This is a genomic window from Kitasatospora sp. NPDC093550, assembly GCF_044764985.1.
Taxonomy (GTDB): domain Bacteria; phylum Actinomycetota; class Actinomycetes; order Streptomycetales; family Streptomycetaceae; genus Kitasatospora.
Genome location: NZ_JBIWJF010000001.1, coordinates 80394 through 96649 on the forward strand (window position 1 = coordinate 80394; position 16256 = coordinate 96649).

Here is a 16256-nt window from a genome sequence, read left to right on the forward strand (position 1 = left end):
GTCAGTCGGTGTAGACGGCGGCGGTGGTCTCGTAGGTCTTCTCCTCGAGCCAGTCGCGGACGCTGGCGAAGGTGAGGTTGATGATGATGCGTTCGGCGCCTTCGGTCTGGATGGGGACGGTGCGGTGGAGGCTGGTGTCGGTCTTGAAGATGTAGGACTCGCCGGGGCCGTGGTGGTAGGTGCGGATGGTGCCTTCGGCGAGCTTCTGGTGGACGGCGGGGTTGTCCTTGTTCCAGGGGGTGTGGGGGCAGGACTGGAGCATGCCGCCGTGTTCGATGGCGGGGGCTTCGGCGATGAAGATGAAGGCGAATTCGTGGTCGCCCCAGTGCCATCCGTGGGTGTCGCCGACGCGGTTCTGGTGGGTGCCGGTGATGGCTTCGTCCTGGTAGGTGGCGTTGAGGAGGGGGCTGCCGACGACGGTGGAGAGGAGGGTGCGGAATTCGGTGGAGTGGTAGAGGGCGGTGAAGAGTTCGCTGTGTTCCTGGAAGAGGGAGTTGGGGAGGCTGCCGAGCTTGCGGGGGGTGTTGCCGGTGACGGGGACGGTGATGTCGATGCGGCGGGTGTTGAGGTCGGCGAGCTTGCGGGCCTCGTTGCGCAGGGCGGTGACGAGGTCGGTGGGGAGCAGGGCGGTGGTGCGGGCGTAGTGCTCGGCGGAGTACTGCATGCGGGCGGTTTCGAGGGCGGGGGTGGGGGTGGGGTCGTCGGTGAAGTAGCGGTCGACGCGGGTGATCCGGTCGGGGTGGACGTGGGGGGCGTGGGTGTTGCCGGCGGCCAGGAGGGCGCGGGCGGCTTGGCGGGTGGCGGTCACGGTGTCGACGGGGGTGTCGATGACGGTCATCGGGGTTGTCGCTTTCTGGGTGTGGCGGTGGGCCGCCGTGGGTTTCCGGGAATTCTCCGCTGAGGCGGGAATGGTGATTGCCGGGTGGTCCGGTCGGTGAATTCGGGACCGGGGGCAGGGTGTCCGGCGGGTGCGTCGCGGGCCTGCTGACGGGTCGGGCGGTGCGCGGCCGACGAAGGGACTCTAGGCGCGTGAAACAGCCCTTGGCAACCGTGGGAACCGGAAATCGAACGCTCCTGGATCATCATTTCCCGCGGCGTGGTGGAGAACTGAGGAATTCACGGACCGGCGTGAGGAATCCACTGTTCCGAGGCCGCTTCGGGAATACCGCGGCGTGCGGTCGTCCGAAGTCATTCGTCCGGGGTCATTCGTCCGGGGTCAGCAGGTGGGACAGGCGCTTGCGGGCGAAGTCGACGAAGTCGACGGCGGGCACCAGTTCGCACGGAGCCGATCCGATCACGCGGCGGCGGGTCAGTCCCAGTGCGGCGAACTCCGTGCCGATCAGGGGGAAGTAGGTGTCGTTGTCGTTGCCGACGTCGAGCGCCTCGCACCACACCCGCTCACCGTCGACCTCGTACGGGAAGCGGCGCAGCTTCTTCCGGTGCGCGGGCACCAGGGATTCCGCGTGGTGCAGGAAGGAGTTGCGGTTGTGCCCGACCCCGAGCAGCAGGATGGACCCGCCCAGCCGGTGGATCTCCCCGAAGGGCGAACCGCTCCCGAGGGCGTAGCCGAACGGCTGCCGGGCGCAGATCGCGCGCGCGTCCGGGCCGATGGCCGCCAGGGACGCCTGGGGGTGCCGGCTCCGGACCCGGTCCGGGTGCGCCAGCACGGCGCTGGGGATCGCTCCCATGACCGTCGGCAACGCGTCGTGGAAGAGCGGTACGGCCGCGCGCGCTTCGAGCGTCTCCGGGTCGTCGAAGGCGCGGCTGTCGGGGCAGGGGTCGGCGACCTGCCGGGTGTAGGTGGGCACGACGATCGTGCCGCTCGGGCCCACCGCCGCGAGCAGGGCCCGCACCACCGCGTCGGCCCCGCCGTCCACGTGCCCGAAGGCGGACAGCGACGAATGGATCATCAGGACGGACCCGGGCCGCACGCCCAGGGCCTCCAACTCGTCCCGCAGGGCCGTCTCGTCCAGGGGCGCGGCGGGTGGCGCGGTGTTCATCTCGTTGCCCTCGTCTTCTGTCGTCGCCGTTCAGCGCTTGGTGATGTGCGGGTAGTCGGGCAGGCCGTTCCACCGGATGCGGACCGACACGCCGTCGCCGCGGCAGCTGACGTTCAGGTAGTCCCAGAGCGGAATCACCGGAAGGTCGCGCAGCAGGGTGCTCTGTGCCTCGCCGATCAGCCGACGCGCCTCGGCACCGTCCGACGCCGAGGCGGCGGCGGACAGCAGCGCGTCGAAGGCGGGGCTGGCGTAACCGAAGTCGTTGGAGGCGGCGCCCCGGGTGAAGACCGGTTCGAGGAAGTCGAGCAGCGCCGGGAACTCGCCGCGCCAGCCCTTGCGGTAGGCGGCCCGCAGGGTCCCGGCCTCGGCCCGGTCGCGGATCTCCCTGAACGTGGGGTAGCCGGCGGCCGTGACCTCGATGCCCAGACTCGCCTCGATCTGCCGGGAAACGGCCGCCACCCACTCCTCGTGGCCGCTGTGGTCGTTGTACGCGATCGACAGGACGCCCTCCCACGCCGCGATGCGGTCGGCCTCCTCCCACAACGACCGGGCGGCCGCCGGGTCGTGGCCGAGCACCTCGCTGCCGGGCAGGTCGGCGTCGAAGCCGGGCAGCACCTGGGCGGTGAAGTCCCGGGCCGGCCGCCTGGTGCCGTGGAACACCTCCCGGGTGATGCGCTCGCGGTCGATCGAGAGCGAGACGGCCCGCCGGCGCAACCGGCCCTCCTCGCCGCCGAAGTGCGGAAGGCCCTGCGGGATCGCCAGCGACTTGTTGAGGGCGACCGGCCGCACGATCGCCCTGTCCCCGAGCTCGTCCAGGGCCCCGGGCAGGGCGTCGGCCGGGACGATGTCCAGGACGTCGAGGTTCCCGCGCCGGACGTCCGCGAAGGCGTCCGACAGGTTCGGGTAGGACACGAAGGTGATCCCGGCGTTGCGCGCCCGGTCGCTGCCCGGATATCCGGGAACGGCCTCCAGGTCGATCCGCGAGCCGTTCCGCCAGGGCGCGCCGCCGGCCGGCCGGTACGGTCCGTTGCCGATCGGCCGCTCCGCGAACGCCTCGGGCCCGCGCGCGAAGAAGGCCCGGGGCAACGGCCGGAACGGCAGCAGGGCCAGCCGGGCCGCGAAGTCCGCGCGCGGCCGCCGCAGGAGGACCGTGAAGGCCAGGTCGTCCTCGACGGTCAGGCCGGACATCGTCGAGCCGAGCGGCCGCCGCGCCGCCACGTCGGGGTAGCCGGCGATCGGCGCGAACGCCGTGCGCTGGGCCTGCCGGTTGGTGGACAGCGCGCCGAAGTTCCAGGCGTCCACGAAGCTGTGGGCGGTGACCGGCGTCCCGTCCGTGAACGTCCAGCCGGGACGCAGGGTGATCAGGAAGCGCCGGTTGTCCTCCGTGGTGACGGTGTCGGCCACCTCGGGCACCAGGACGCCGTCGGCGTCGTAGCGGTACAGCCCGGTGAAGAGCAGGTCGACGACGCGCCCGCCGTAGCCCTCGACCGTGTCGGTGGGGATCAGCCCGCGCTGGGGCTCGCCGCCGTTCACCGTGATGAAGCCCGGGCGCCGGGCCGGTTCCGCGGTCGGGTCAGACACGGACCGCCCCGACCTTCTGGGCGTGGGAGAAGTCCGCGAGGAAACGGTCGACGGAGACCGCGTAGTCGGCCTCGCCGAGCAGCACCGCCTTGATCATCGCACTGTAGGCGCACGCCGACTCGTGCATGGAGTGGTACATGTCCCACCCCCACAGTCCGGCGAAGTAGCGGCCGTTCGACTCGAAGTGGATGTCCGGGAGGAAGGTGGTCCACTGGAACGCCTCGACGGGGGACCGCTGCTGCGGGGAGCCGCCGATCAGGTCGATGACCACCGAGCGTTCGCGCAGGTGGAGGTCCACCTGTTCGTCGGTGAGGAGGAAGCCGCCGTCCTCGCGTTCCGCGCCGTTGACGACGAGCCCGGCCGTCCGCAGCCACCGCGGCAGCTCCTCCGGAGAGGTCTGCCGGCGCCCCAGGACGGTGAACTCGACACCGGCGCCGCACAGGTGGGCGAAGGCGCCCATCGCGACGTTCCCGTAGCCGAGGACGACGGCCCGCGGATCGGATCCCGCGTGCAGGCCGCGGTACAGGTCGATGCCGTACGTGGCGCCGCCGACCCCGACCTCCCTCAGCCGGCCGATCGCCCGCACGCTGCGCCGCAGCTCGTCGGCGTGCAGCCGGTCCGCGCGCGGGTCGGCTTCGGCGGAGGGCTCGTCGAGGTCGACGAGTTCACCGTCGGCGGTGTACAGGTAGGTGCCGGTCCGGGTGACGCTGAGCCCGGCGGCGGGGGCCGGTCCGGCGGCCGGTGCCGGGCTCCCCTCCAGCGGCCGGACCGTCACCGGGCGCCCGCCGAGCCGCATCAGCGCCCGCAGCAGCCCGTTGACGAAGTCCTGGTCGACCGAGCGGTCCAGGTGCACCTCGGTCGCGTCGGCGAGGAGCAGACGGTCGGCGCGGGCGCCGGCGCGCAGACCGGCGACGTACGGCGCGGTGGGCTCGGCGGGGCGCTTGATCGATTCCATCCCGATCAGCCGGACGCCCTTCGCGGCGAGCTGCCGCTCGCGCTCCGGGAAGCAGTACAGATGGCCCATCGAGAACAGCACCGTCCCGGGGGTGAGTTCGGCGATCTCGTCCGGGGCCGGCCCCTTGAGCCTCACCACGATGTCCTTGCCCGCGTAGCAACCCGGGAAGGACTCGACCCGCGCCCCCGCCCTCTCGTACTGGACGTCGAGGTAGCCGACTCCGCGGCCGATGCCCTGCTGGACGACGACGTCGAATCCGGCGGCCAGGTAGGCGCGCACGTCACCGGGGACCAGGGTCGCCCGCAGGTCGTGGCCCCCGGGGTTCTCCTCGCAGTCGGATTCCTTGCCGAACAGGATGGTTGTCACGCTCTGCTCCTCGTCGTGGGGTGGTTCTGGATGGTCCGGCGGTCGGGCCGGGCCGGGCGGGGCGGCGGCTCGGCGCTGCCGCCCCGCCCGGCTCAGGAGGAGACGGGTCCGGCCACCACGAGGCTGTCGCGGCACCACGCGTCGATGCGCCGGTACAGCTCGGCCGTCTCGGCCTCGTCCCCCACCTCGACCACGAACCGCCGCAGCACGTCCGCGCTGGACGAGGCCCCGGTGTAGACCTGGCCGAGCTTGGCCATGACGTCGCAGCTGACGACCCCGGGCAGCTCGCAGTCCACGCTCGCGCTCAGGAGCCGCCCCGTGGGCGCGCTCTCCAGGAAGAATCCGTAGCGCCCGCGGTCCCCGACGGTCCCGTCCGACATCGCCAGGACCTCCTCGCGCAGGCCGCACTGGAGGAGCGTGTGGGCGTGGAAGAGGTTGACGCCGGTGGCCAGTTCGTGGCACTGCCGGATGCCCCCGCCACCCGCCCGGGCGGCGATCTCGCAGAGGTACACCTCTCCGGTCGCGGTGACGAAGAACTCCGCGTGGAAGACGCCGTCCCCGGCGTCCGGGAGTGCCGCGACGGTGCGGGCGACCTGCTCGACCAGCAGCGCGGACAGCTCCGAGTCCGGCGCCAGCATGGTCGAGGTGAGCGGCTGGGAGCCCTGGTAGCCGAGCGTGCTGCCGCCGTACCGGGAGACGCGGACGGCGTGGACGCCACCCGCGACGGCGAGGCCGTCCACGTGGAACATGGTCCCGTCGACGAACCGCTGGACCAGCATCGGCGACGACAGCCCGAGCGGACGGGCGGCCAGCCAGTGACCCAGCTCCTCCTCGTTCCCCAGCACGTGCGTGTCCCGGGACCCGGAGCCGCCGACGGGCTTGACGACCACCGGCGTCCCGAGCCGCTCGGCCGCCCGCGCCACCTCGAAGGTCGAGGCCGCGACCACGAATTCGGGGACCGCCACGCCGCTCGCCGCGGCCCGGTACATCCGGTCCTTGAAGCGGTAGGCGTGTGCCGACTCCACGTCCTGGCCGGTCTTGACCCCCAGGAGCCCGCGCAGCTCCGCCGCGCAGACCAGGCCCTTCTCGTCCAGGCACACCACGTGGTCGACACCGAACCTGCGGTGCCACTCCAGGGCCGTCTCGACGGTCCTGCGGCTGTCGAAGACGTCGTCGATCCAGCGCCAGTCCTCGGCGCGTCCGACCGCCTCGGCGAAGGCGCCGGGATGGCGTTCGTTCGCGGCGTTCCGGGAGGCGATGAGCACGACTCGGAAGCGGTCCGCCAGCCAGTGCACCACGGGAATGGTCTCGAGGTCGTACCCCGTGAGCACGAGGACGGTTTCAGTGGCGGTCACGGCGGGGTCCTGTCAGTCGGTGTAGACGGCGGCGGTGGTCTCGTAGGTCTTCTCCTCGAGCCAGTCGCGGACGCTGGCGAAGGTGAGGTTGATGATGATGCGTTCGGCGCCTTCGGTCTGGATGGGGACGGTGCGGTGGAGGCTGGTGTCGGTCTTGAAGATGTAGGACTCGCCGGGGCCGTGGTGGTAGGTGCGGATGGTGCCTTCGGCGAGCTTCTGGTGGACGGCGGGGTTGTCCTTGTTCCAGGGGGTGTGGGGGCAGGACTGGAGCATGCCGCCGTGTTCGATGGCGGGGGCTTCGGCGATGAAGATGAAGGCGAATTCGTGGTCGCCCCAGTGCCATCCGTGGGTGTCGCCGACGCGGTTCTGGTGGGTGCCGGTGATGGCTTCGTCCTGGTAGGTGGCGTTGAGGAGGGGGCTGCCGACGACGGTGGAGAGGAGGGTGCGGAATTCGGTGGAGTGGTAGAGGGCGGTGAAGAGTTCGCTGTGTTCCTGGAAGAGGGAGTTGGGGAGGCTGCCGAGCTTGCGGGGGGTGTTGCCGGTGACGGGGACGGTGATGTCGATGCGGCGGGGGTTGAGGTCGGCGAGCTTGCGGGCCTCGTTGCGCAGGGCGGTGACGAGGTCGGTGGGGAGCAGGGCGGTGGTGCGGGCGTAGTGCTCGGCGGAGTACTGCATGCGGGCGGTTTCGAGGGCGGGGGTGGGGGTGGGGTCGTCGGTGAAGTAGCGGTCGACGCGGGTGATCCGGTCGGGGTGGACGTGGGGGGCGTGGGTGTTGCCGGCGGCCAGGAGGGCGCGGGCGGCTTGGCGGGTGGCGGTCACGGTGTCGACGGGGGTGTCGATGACGGTCATCGGGGTTGTCGCTTTCTGGGTGTGGCGGTGGGCCGCCGTGGGTTTCCGGGAATTCTCCGCTGAGGCGGGAATGGTGATTGCCGGGTGGTCCGGTCGGTGAATTCGGGACCGGGGGCAGGGTGTCCGGCGGGTGCGTCGCGGGCCTGCTGACGGGTCGGGCGGTGCGCGGCCGACGAAGGGACTCTAGGCGCGTGAAACAGCCCTTGGCAACCGTTGACACCCGAAGTCGAACGCTCCTAGGTTTCCGGAACGGTTGCCGGTCGGGCAGCCTGCGGCCGCGTCGAGTCGAATTTACTCCCACCATTTCCCAGGGCAGGAGTGGAGAGATGAAGAATTCACCATTACCCGTGAAGAATCCACCGTTTTACGGCTACCATGAGAACGCTTCGGGATCAGTGATCCTCACGTACCGCTGTCGGAAAATCGGGGTCCTGCGTTCGGCCGACCAGATCCGCACGTTCCGCTGGGAGCTGGCCGCATCGACGGACCGTCAACTGGTGATCGCGCACTGGGCGCGACTGCCCGGCTCCCAGACCCCCGGCTGACGGGCGCACCCGCACCGACCGTGCGGTCGCACCGTGACGCCGCCCTGCCGGACCCCGGATGCCCACTCGAAAGGTAGTCACCCATGCCCCCTTCCCAGAAGACGGACATCCTGCTGGTCGGCAGGTACCTGAAGGCCGTGGAGGCGCTCCAGGAGCGCGGCCGGCGCGTCGTCAACGTCGTGACGCCGGCCGACCTGGAGCGCCTGCGCCACGTGCCCCGGCACGACCTCGTCGTGGTGGCCGACGCGGGCAACGCCGAGGACGTCCTGGCCGGGCTCGCGCGCGAGGGGATGGACCCGCGCGACTTCGCCGCCGTCCACAGCATGCGGGAGTTCACCCTGGTGTGCGCCAGCCTGCTGGCCCACGTCGGCGGCGGTGCGGGCGTGCCCGTGCAGACCGCGGTCGCCCTGCGGGACAAGGCGGTCCAGAAGCACCTGGTACGACGGGCCGGGCTGCCCGCCGCGCGGTGCCGGGTGGTGGACCGGCCCGAGGACCTCCTGCGCGACGGGCGGCCGGGCCCGGAGTTCCCGCTGGTGGTCAAGCCGCTGGCCGGAGCCGGCACCCGGGACACGCACCTGGTGGCCGCACCGGACGAGCTGCCCGACCTGGCGTCCCGTCTGGGGCACGGCCCCTGGCTGGTCGAGGAGTTCGTGGCGGGTCGCGAACTGCACCTGGACGGGATCGTCCGGGACGGCCGGATCTCCTTCCTGGCCGTCTCCCGGTACCTGCGGAACGTCATCAGCATCAAGGAGGGCGCGGCGGTCGGGTCCGTCGCGCTCCACCCGAGCGCCAACCGGGCCCTCTACGACCGGGCCCGGTCCCTCGCCTCGGACGCGCTGGACGCCCTCGGCCTGCGGGACGGCATCTTCCACCTGGAGGCGTTCGAACAGCCCGACCGGCTGGTCTTCAGCGAGTGCGCCGGCCGGATCGGCGGCGGAGTCATCCGGGAGTGCCTGGCCGCCGCGGCCGGAGTGGACCTGCTGGAGGAGTGGGCCCAGGTCGTCCTCGGCCTGCCGGCCACCGGGAGCTCCTGGGCGCAGGAGTCCTACGGTTGGATCAACCTGGCCACTCCGTCGGGACCGTTGGTCCGGCTGCCCGGGCGCGAGGAGCTGCTCGCCCGTCCCGGCTGCGTGGCCGCCGGTGTCGACCACGACGCGGCCCGGGGACCACTGCCCCCGTCGTCCCAGAGCTCGAACCTGCGGCTGGGGTGGGCGCTGGTGGCCGGCCCCGACGAGCAGACGGTCGCACAGCGCCTCGGCGAGGTCTCGGCGTGGTTCCGGGCGGCCTGCACCGACCAGGCCGTGGTCGCCGCGTGAGCAGCGCTCCGTCCACCCCGCGCACCGGGTCCGCCCGCCGCCTCTCCCGGCTGCTGCCCGAGCCGGGGCCGGGACGCACGCTGTACTACGCCTCCCTGGTCAGCACCCTGGGGACGGGCATGTACCTCGCCAGCAGTGCCATCTTCCTCGTGAGCTGCGCGGGTCTGAGCGCGGCGTCGGTGGGGCTCGGTCTGACGCTGGGCGGCGGCGCGGGGCTCGTCGCCGGCATGCCCGTCGGTCGGCTGGCCGACCGGCGGGAACCGCGGAACCTCTTCATCGCGGTCGCCCTGCTCCAGGGCGCGGCCATGGTCGCCCTGCTCTTCGTGCACTCCCTCTGGGCGTTCGCCCTGGTGAGCGCGGTGACCGGGGCCGGGGGCACCGCGCAGAACGTCGCCCGCAACGTGCTCATCCGGGCCGCCGCACCCGAGGGCGCCAGCGTGCTCCGCGCCCACATCCGCTCGATCGCGAACGTGGGCATCACCGCCGGCGGTGCGGTGGCCGGCGTCGTGATCGCGTGGGGCGACAGCTCGCTCTACCCGGTCCTCGTCGTCGGCAACGCCGTCTCCTTCGTCGGGTGCGCCCTGCTGGGGGCCCGACTGCCCGCCACCCGGCGGGCCGTCACCGCCCAGGAGCCCACCGCGCGGACGCGGGGCTCGGGCGTCCTGCGCGACCGACCGTACCTGGCCGTCACCGCCAACGCGGCGGTGCTGATGTTCCAGGTCCCGGTGCTGCCGCTGATCCTGCCCCTGTGGGTCTACCAGCACACGTCGCTCCCGCACTGGCTGGTCGCGACCGCCATCCCGCTCAACACGGTCATGGTCGCGGCCCTGCAGGTCCGCCTCTCCCGGAAGGCCGGTGACAACCGGAGCGCGGCGGCGCTGATGCCTCGCGCCGGGGCGGCCTTCCTCGCCGCGTTCGCCCTCCTGGGGTTCATCGGCGGGGTGCCGGCGTGGGGCGGGGCCTGCCTGCTCGTCGCCGCGGTCGTGCTCTACACCCTGGGCGAGATCTGGCAGTCCATCGGCAGCTACGAGTTGAGCCTGAACCTGGCACCGCACCGGTCCCAGGGCGAGTACTTCGGGTTCTACACCACCGGGATGCAGGTGGGGCGGGTCGTCTCCTCCACCGTGGTCACCTTCCTCTGCCTGGGCCTCGGAACGGTCGGCTGGTGGCTGCTCGGCCTGCTCATGCTGGTCGCTTCGCTGCCCATGCCGGCGGTGGCCCGCCGAGCGGAGTCCGCCGTCCCCGCGGAGGCTCCCGGCACGGCGGGTGCCGCGACCTCCGGCGGGATCACCGGCGAGGTCGTGGGATCCACGGCGGGCTCGGACTGAACGGTTCGCGCGGGTGCGCGTGTTCAACCGTTCAGCACCGCCAGTTGAACACCCGCGCCGGCTGCCCGCCCCGGTCGAAGGATGACACCGAACAGGGGCACCGCTAATCTGAATTCCACCGAAAGGCCTTTCCGGTGACGGCGGCCCGGAAAGCGCGATCGACGCGGTTCACGGGGTGTCATTACGGTGCTCTGCCGCGCGGGGACGAATCCTTCTCGGGACGAATTCTTCTCGATGCGTTCGACGCCTATGCGTCGGCCGTGTGCGGCAGGCGCGGCGGATTCTCCGCCGGACGTTCGACCACATCGGATTCGCCCCCCCTCGCCGACTCCTGGAAAAGCGGAGTCGCGTTCACACTCCAGGGCACCGTCCTTCCCCCGAGGACGGTGCCCTGGCCGTATCAGTGGACGAGAAGTCGGATGACGGCCGCCAGGCCCACCAGGATGATGGTCGCGCGCAGCGCGGGCGGCGGGAGGCGCCGGCCGATGCGGGCGCCGAGCTGTCCGCCGAGGGTGGAGCCGACGGCGATCAGCCCGGCCGCGGCCCAGTCGACCTGCGAGACGAACAGGAAGAAGACGGCGGCGACGCCGTCGATGACGAAGGCCAGGACGTTCTTGGCGGCGTTGATCCGCTGCATGTCGTCGGTGAGCAGCATGCCCATCAGTGCCATCATCAGCACCCCCTGGGCCGCGCCGAAGTAGCCGCCGTAGATGCTGGTCAGGAAGATGCCGGCGATCAGGAGCGGCCCCTCGGTCGCGGCCCCGCCGTGGCCGTCGTCGCGGCGGGCGGCCGCCGCCCGGGCGATCCGGGGCTGGATCACCACCAGGACCAGGGCGAGCAGGATCAGGGTCGGCACGATCGTGGCGAAGGCCTGGCTGGGCAGGTTCACCAGCAGGTACGCGCCGATCACCCCGCCCACCAGGGCGGTGCAGCCGAGACGACGCAACCGCCGTCCCTGGCCGGCTAATTCGCGCCGGTAGCCGAGGGCGCCGCTGAGCGTGCCGGGGACCAGGCCGATGGTGTTGGACACGTTCGCGGTCACGGCCGGCACGCCGAAGGCGAGCAGGACCGGGAACGTGATCAGGGTGCCGGACCCGACGATCGTGTTGATCGTTCCGGCGCCGACTCCGGCGAGGAGAACGGCCACCGCCTCCCAAACTGACATCTGCCATCCCATCGCTCGGTCCTGTCGGCCTGTGCCGGGGTGATCATGCCGGAGGGGCCGCGGCGGAGCCAGTGTCGTTCGGTGGCACACGGGCGGCAGGCCTTCCGAGGGGAACGGGCCCGCGGTGACGTGGACTTGGCCACGGAGCGCGGCGCTTCACCCCCGCGTACCGGGGCTGGTCTGGACCGCCCGGTCGAAAATGGGCGGCCGCACTCCCGGGCAACCGATGCTGTCCCGAGCGGTGTCAGGGGCCGTCACAGCCGCCTGATCTCGGCAGTTCGCCGGTCGGCCGGGTGTCCACCGGTGTCGTACGCAGGCCTGTCGGGCAGTCCCGGGAGCCCCAGTTTTCACAAACTAGTCCGAGCAGTCGGTTTAGTTTGGTAGCGTCGGCGTGCTGGAGAACTCTGAACCGACCATGCCAGAGGAGAAGTTGATGCTCGGTGCGTCACGGGGAGACGCGATCACGTCGGCGCTCGGCACGTCCGGGAGGCCGACCACGGAGCGGGTCCCCATCGGTTCCCTGGTCGCGTCGGACTCCCCGAGGACGGCGGGGGAGAGCCCGGAGCACGCCGAGCTGCTGGCCGAGGTGCAGAGCCGGCTCCCCCCGATCGTCGTCCACCGGCCGACCATGCGGATCATCGACGGCATGCACCGGGTGCAGGCCGCCAGGCTGCGCGGAGAGGACTCCATCGAGGTCCGGTACGTCGGCGGTTCGGTCGAGGACGCTTTCGTCCTGGCCGTCCAGCTCAACTCCGAACACGGCATGCCGCTGTCGCGGCAGGACCGGGTCGCCGCGGCCGAGCGCATCATCCGCAGCCACGTTCACTGGTCGGACCGGCGCATCGCCGGCGCGACCGGTCTCTCCCCGGCCACGGTCGGCGCGCTGCGCCGGCGATCGACCGGCCGGGTCGACCAGGTGGGCGTCCGGACCGGACGCGACGGGCGCTCCCGCCCCGTCAACAGCGCGGCCGGCCGGCACCGTGCCGTCCAGGTCATCGCGGAGCGCCCGAACGCCTCGCTGCGCGAGATCGCCCAGGAGGCGGGGATCGCTCCGGCGACCGCCAGGGACGTCCGGCAGCGCATCCGCGACGGCAGGGACCCGGTGCCGCCGAAGTTGTACTCCGCTCCGCAGTGCGGCGGAGCGTCGAGCGAGCACGAGCTGCCCGCCCGGGTGCCGGTCCAGGCGGCCGACCGCGGCGTCCGCCCCCGCTCGGAGCCCACCGCGATCCCGGGCGGCGGACAGTTGGTGAACCTGCGCAAGGATCCCTCGCTCCGCTTCTCCGAGGCGGGTCGGGCACTGCTGCACCTGCTGGCGGCGAGCACGCTGGACGACGAGCGGCGGCGGTGGCTGATGGCCGCCGTGCCGCCGCACCGGTACGCCGACATCGCGCGGGTCGCCCGGGAGTGCGGAGAGCGCTGGCTGAGCTTCGCCGACGGACTGGAGCGGGGGAACGGCGCACGCCGGAGCGCTTCCTGACGCCACGCCCGACCGATCGGGCCGCGGGGTGGCGGTCCGTTCCCGCTCCTCGTCGGGGCCGCGCCGGGCCGGAGCCGGTCCGGCGCGGGCCCCGGCCGCTCCCCGTCCCCTGGTGATCGTTTTCGCCCCCGGTCCCCGCCGTGAACCGTCCGGGCTCATACACTTGGCGTGTCCACCGCACGACTTGATGATGTCGCGGGGGCCTCACCGGCCCGGCGGGGATCGTGACGCGAGGGGGCGGAGATGTCCACGGGTGCGGGCGGCGCACGCGGAGACGACGACATGTCGGCGCAGGACCGGTTCGAGCAGTGGCGGGAGGTCATCGGCAGGACCCGCGAGTGCGAGGCGACCAGCGCCCATGCCGCCGACTTCACGGGGCAGGTGCGACGCGTCGAGCTGGGCCCGGTGGCCCTGTTCGGATCGTCGTTCCAGTCGGCGCGGTTCCGGCGCGACGAGCGCATGGTGCGGCGCTCCGACGCCGAGCTGTACCACCTGACGCTGCTGACGAGCGGCTGCCAGGAGATCGGGCGCGGTGCCGACCAGCGGGAGACGTTCCGGCCGGGAGACCTGTCGTTCATCGACAGCTCGCATCCGTACGACTCGCTGGTCTACGGCGTCGGCCGCGCCGGCCGGGGGGAACCCCGGGTCGGCGGCGTGGGCGTCGACCTGCCCGCGGCGCTGCTGCCCGTCCGCCCGCAGCAGTTGCGCGACCTGCTCGGCCGCAGACTCAGCCGACGGGAGGGCCCGGGCGCGCTGCTCGGCGAGTTCCTCCTCGGCCTGGACCGCCAGGCCCCGAACCTGCGGCCGGCCGACGGGCCCCGGCTCGGAGCCGTCCTGGTCGACCTCGTGGCGGCCTGGCTCGCCCGGGAGCTCGACGCCGAGACCGCGCTGCCGTCGGAGACCCGTCGGCGGGTCCTGGTGGAGAACGTCCGGGCGTTCATCCGGCAGAACCTCCACGATCCCGACCTGACCCCCGCCACGGTCGCCGCCGCGCACCACGTCTCCGTCAGCTACCTGCATCGCCTCTTCACCCAGGAGGCCCGGGGCGAGACCGTCGCCGCGGCCATCCGCGCCCAGCGGCTGAGGAAGGCCCACCGCGAGCTGGCCGACCCCGCGCTGCGCGCCGTACCGATCCACGCCGTCGCCGCCCGCTGCGGCATCCCCCGGGCCGCCGAGTTCAGCCGGGCCTTCAAGAACGCGTACGGGCTCCCGCCCCGCGAGCACCGCCACCGGGCCCTGGCGGAGCCCGGTGGCGGGTAGTCGCGGAACGGGAGTCGGTGCCGCTGCGGCGGGGCGCGGGAGCTTGCGGGCCGCAGCGGCGCAGGGCCGTGGCTACGCCTTCAGCCGGGCCACCGCCTCCGCCAGGACGGGGAGTCGCTTGCAGAACGCGAACCGGACCTGGGTGCGGCCGGCCTCCGGGTCGTCGTGGAAGACCTGGTTCGGAATGCCCACGACGCCGCTCCCGGTGGCGAGTTCGCGGCAGAACGCCATCCCGTCGACGGCGCCGAGGCGGGCCGCGTCGGTGGTGACGAAGTAGGTGCCCTCCGGCCGGAACACCTCGAAGCCGGCGGCGGCCAGGCCCTCGCACAGCAGGTCGCGGCGGTGCCGGAAGTCCTCGCGGAACGCGGTGAAGTAGCTCTCGGGGAGGGCGAGCGCCTCGGCCACCGCGTACTGGAAGGGGCCGCCGCCGGCGAAGGTGAGGTACTGCTTGGCCGTCAGGACCGCGGTGACCAGCTCCGGCGGGGCGGTGACCCAGCCGACCTTCCAGCCCGTGAAGGAGAAGGTCTTGCCCGCCGAGGAGATCGAGACCGTCCGCTCGCGCATGCCGGGGAACGAGGCGAGCGGCAGGTGCTCGGTGTCCAGGGCCAGGTGCTCGTAGACCTCGTCGGTGACGACCAGCAGGTCGCGTTCGACGGCCAGTTCGGCGATGGCGGCGAGCTCCCCGCGGTTCAGCACCATGCCGGTCGGGTTGTGCGGCGAGTTCAACAGGAGGAGCCGGGTCCTCGGGGTGACGGCCGCCCGCAGGGCCGCGAGGTCCGGCCGGAAGGACGGCGCGCGGAGCGTGACGGGGACCCGGACGGCTCCGGCCATCGCGATGCAGGCCGCGTAGGAGTCGTAGTAGGGCTCGAAGGTGATCACTTCGTCGCCGGGTTCGAGCAGGGCGAGCATCGCGGCCGCGATGGCCTCGGTCGCGCCGGCGGTGATCAGGACCTCGGTGTCCGGGTCGTAGGAGAGCCCGTAGTGGCGCTGCCGGTGGCCGGAGACCGCCCGCCGCAGCTCCGGGACGCCCCGGGCCGGCGGGTACTGGTTGCCGCGCCCGTCGCGGATCGCCCGGACCGCGGCCTCGGCGATCTCGGCCGGGCCGTCGGTGTCGGGGAAGCCCTGGCCGAGGTTGATCGCCCCGGTGGCAGTGGCCAGGGCGGACATCTCAGCGAAGATCGAGGTGCCGATCCCGTCCAGCCGGCTGTTCAGTATCCGGCGGGGGCCTGCCGAGGTGGTTCCCGGGCCGGTCATGCGGTCGGCTCGCGGTCCGCCCTGGCGCAGACGGCCCAGGTGCGGTGCGGGATCCGGAGCACCTCGCCGGGGAAGGACTCGGCCAGGACCGCGGTGAGCCGCTCGGTGAACTCCGCGACCTTCTCCGGGGTGAGACTGGCCCCCACGCCGGCGCTGGCGCGGATCCGGCCGACCCAGTCCGCGGGCGTGTAGGGGACGTCCAGGTCGAAGGAGAAGGTCTCGATGCCGGTGAAGCCGGCCGAGGCCAGGTCGGTCAGCCAGCGCGGGTAGAGGCCGGTTCCGCCGCCCATGGTCCAGGCGGGGTTGAAGGCGGTGATGAGGTCCTCGGTCGCGGCCACCACGTTGCCGGGCAGCGGCAGCCAGTCGAAGTGCGGGATGGTGACCAGCCCGCCGGGGCGCAGCAGCCGGCGGATCTCGGCCGTCGCCCGCGGAGCGTCGAACCAGTGCCAGCACTGGCCGGCCGACACGACGTCGAAGCTGCCCGCGGGCAGGCCGGTCTCCTCGGCGGCGCCGACGTGGTAGTCGATCTCGACGCCGGCGGCGCGGTCGAGCTGCCGGGCCTGTTCGAGCAGCGGCGCGGCGGGGTCGAGGCCGGTGACCTCGGCCCCGGCGAGCGCGAACAGCCGGGCCAGGCTGCCGGTGCCGGTGCCGAGGTCGAGGATCGTCTGGCCCGGCAGCCCGATGCCGTACGGCTTCAGCCGGGTGATCAGCTCGGTCGGGAAGCCGGCCCGGTGGCGGCTGTAGTCCTCGGCGGTGCGGCCGAAGTCCGGATGGAAGTCCCGGGTCATGTGTTCCTCCCTGAGGG

Annotated in this window: 14 protein-coding genes; 5 read left to right on the forward strand and 9 right to left on the reverse strand. The window is 72.5% G+C overall.

From position 1 onward, the window contains the following. Position 1: 1 nt before the first annotated feature. From ACIRD3_RS00345 to ACIRD3_RS00370, 6 genes are all read right to left on the reverse strand, one after another. Positions 2-838, reverse strand: a complete 837-nt coding sequence (locus ACIRD3_RS00345) for a hypothetical protein (protein WP_402209295.1) — start codon at positions 836-838, stop codon at positions 2-4. A 364-nt stretch (positions 839-1202) separates the two neighbouring features. Further along, positions 1203-2000 (reverse strand): aminoglycoside N(3)-acetyltransferase, encoded by a 798-nt coding sequence (locus ACIRD3_RS00350; protein WP_402209296.1) that lies wholly within the window; start codon positions 1998-2000, stop codon positions 1203-1205. A 30-nt stretch (positions 2001-2030) separates the two neighbouring features. Further along, positions 2031-3581 (reverse strand): ABC transporter substrate-binding protein, encoded by a 1551-nt coding sequence (locus ACIRD3_RS00355; protein ID WP_402209298.1) that lies wholly within the window; start codon positions 3579-3581, stop codon positions 2031-2033. Next, a complete protein-coding gene (locus ACIRD3_RS00360) occupies positions 3574-4902 on the reverse strand; it encodes a hypothetical protein (protein ID WP_402209300.1) in 1329 nt (442 codons plus the stop codon). Before ACIRD3_RS00360 ends, ACIRD3_RS00355 begins: the two co-directional genes overlap by 8 nt. A 92-nt stretch (positions 4903-4994) precedes the next feature. Continuing rightward, positions 4995-6257 (reverse strand): acetyl-CoA carboxylase biotin carboxylase subunit family protein, encoded by a 1263-nt coding sequence (locus ACIRD3_RS00365; protein ID WP_402209302.1) that lies wholly within the window; start codon positions 6255-6257, stop codon positions 4995-4997. A gap of 12 nt (positions 6258-6269) precedes the next feature. Next, positions 6270-7106 carry a hypothetical protein gene (locus ACIRD3_RS00370; protein WP_402209304.1) on the reverse strand — a complete coding sequence of 279 codons (837 nt, stop codon included), beginning with the start codon at positions 7104-7106 and terminating at the stop codon, positions 6270-6272. A 326-nt stretch (positions 7107-7432) separates the two neighbouring features. On the opposite strand from ACIRD3_RS00370, the gene ACIRD3_RS00375 reads away from it, so the two are divergent. From ACIRD3_RS00375 to ACIRD3_RS00385, 3 genes are all read left to right on the forward strand, one after another. Next, complete coding sequence (locus ACIRD3_RS00375; RefSeq protein WP_402209306.1) at positions 7433-7651, forward strand: hypothetical protein; 219 nt, start codon at positions 7433-7435, stop codon at positions 7649-7651. A gap of 83 nt (positions 7652-7734) precedes the next feature. Further along, on the forward strand, positions 7735-8967 hold the full coding sequence (locus ACIRD3_RS00380) for an acetyl-CoA carboxylase biotin carboxylase subunit family protein (RefSeq protein ID WP_402209308.1): 1233 nt from the start codon (positions 7735-7737) through the stop codon (positions 8965-8967). Further along, positions 8964-10295: an MFS transporter gene (locus ACIRD3_RS00385; RefSeq protein ID WP_402209310.1), complete on the forward strand. Its 1332-nt coding sequence runs from the start codon at positions 8964-8966 to the stop codon at positions 10293-10295. Before ACIRD3_RS00380 ends, ACIRD3_RS00385 begins: the two co-directional genes overlap by 4 nt. 400 nt (positions 10296-10695) lie before the next feature. On the opposite strand, the gene ACIRD3_RS00390 is transcribed toward ACIRD3_RS00385, so the two are convergent. Then, positions 10696-11460, reverse strand: a complete 765-nt coding sequence (locus ACIRD3_RS00390; protein WP_402209311.1) for a sulfite exporter TauE/SafE family protein — start codon at positions 11458-11460, stop codon at positions 10696-10698. A gap of 433 nt (positions 11461-11893) precedes the next feature. Between ACIRD3_RS00390 and ACIRD3_RS00395 the strand changes: the two genes are divergently transcribed. After that, positions 11894-12937: a ParB N-terminal domain-containing protein gene (locus ACIRD3_RS00395; protein ID WP_402209313.1), complete on the forward strand. Its 1044-nt coding sequence runs from the start codon at positions 11894-11896 to the stop codon at positions 12935-12937. A gap of 243 nt (positions 12938-13180) precedes the next feature. Then, positions 13181-14197, forward strand: coding sequence for a helix-turn-helix domain-containing protein (locus ACIRD3_RS00400; RefSeq protein WP_402209315.1), 1017 nt, complete (start codon positions 13181-13183; stop codon positions 14195-14197). A 72-nt stretch (positions 14198-14269) separates the two neighbouring features. On the opposite strand, the gene ACIRD3_RS00405 is transcribed toward ACIRD3_RS00400, so the two are convergent. Further along, the gene (locus tag ACIRD3_RS00405; RefSeq protein WP_402209317.1) at positions 14270-15451 is read right to left on the reverse strand and encodes a pyridoxal phosphate-dependent aminotransferase; all 1182 of its coding nucleotides are present in this window, start codon (positions 15449-15451) and stop codon (positions 14270-14272) included. Continuing rightward, a complete protein-coding gene (locus ACIRD3_RS00410) occupies positions 15448-16239 on the reverse strand; it encodes a class I SAM-dependent methyltransferase (protein ID WP_402209319.1) in 792 nt (263 codons plus the stop codon). Before ACIRD3_RS00410 ends, ACIRD3_RS00405 begins: the two co-directional genes overlap by 4 nt. Between the last annotated feature and the right edge of the window lie 17 nt (positions 16240-16256).

Coding starts and splice junctions, on each gene's coding strand:
- ACIRD3_RS00345 (WP_402209295.1), bottom strand. CDS start 838: ATGACCGTCATCGACACCCCCGTCGACACCGTGACCGCCACCCGCCAA.
- ACIRD3_RS00350 (WP_402209296.1), bottom strand. CDS start 2,000: ATGAACACCGCGCCACCCGCCGCGCCCCTGGACGAGACGGCCCTGCGG.
- ACIRD3_RS00370 (WP_402209304.1), bottom strand. CDS start 7,106: ATGACCGTCATCGACACCCCCGTCGACACCGTGACCGCCACCCGCCAA.
- ACIRD3_RS00375 (WP_402209306.1), top strand. CDS start 7,433: ATGAAGAATTCACCATTACCCGTGAAGAATCCACCGTTTTACGGCTAC.
- ACIRD3_RS00380 (WP_402209308.1), top strand. CDS start 7,735: ATGCCCCCTTCCCAGAAGACGGACATCCTGCTGGTCGGCAGGTACCTG.
- ACIRD3_RS00390 (WP_402209311.1), bottom strand. CDS start 11,460: ATGTCAGTTTGGGAGGCGGTGGCCGTTCTCCTCGCCGGAGTCGGCGCC.
- ACIRD3_RS00395 (WP_402209313.1), top strand. CDS start 11,894: ATGCTCGGTGCGTCACGGGGAGACGCGATCACGTCGGCGCTCGGCACG.
- ACIRD3_RS00400 (WP_402209315.1), top strand. CDS start 13,181: ATGTCCACGGGTGCGGGCGGCGCACGCGGAGACGACGACATGTCGGCG.
- ACIRD3_RS00405 (WP_402209317.1), bottom strand. CDS start 15,451: ATGACCGGCCCGGGAACCACCTCGGCAGGCCCCCGCCGGATACTGAAC.
- ACIRD3_RS00410 (WP_402209319.1), bottom strand. CDS start 16,239: ATGACCCGGGACTTCCATCCGGACTTCGGCCGCACCGCCGAGGACTAC.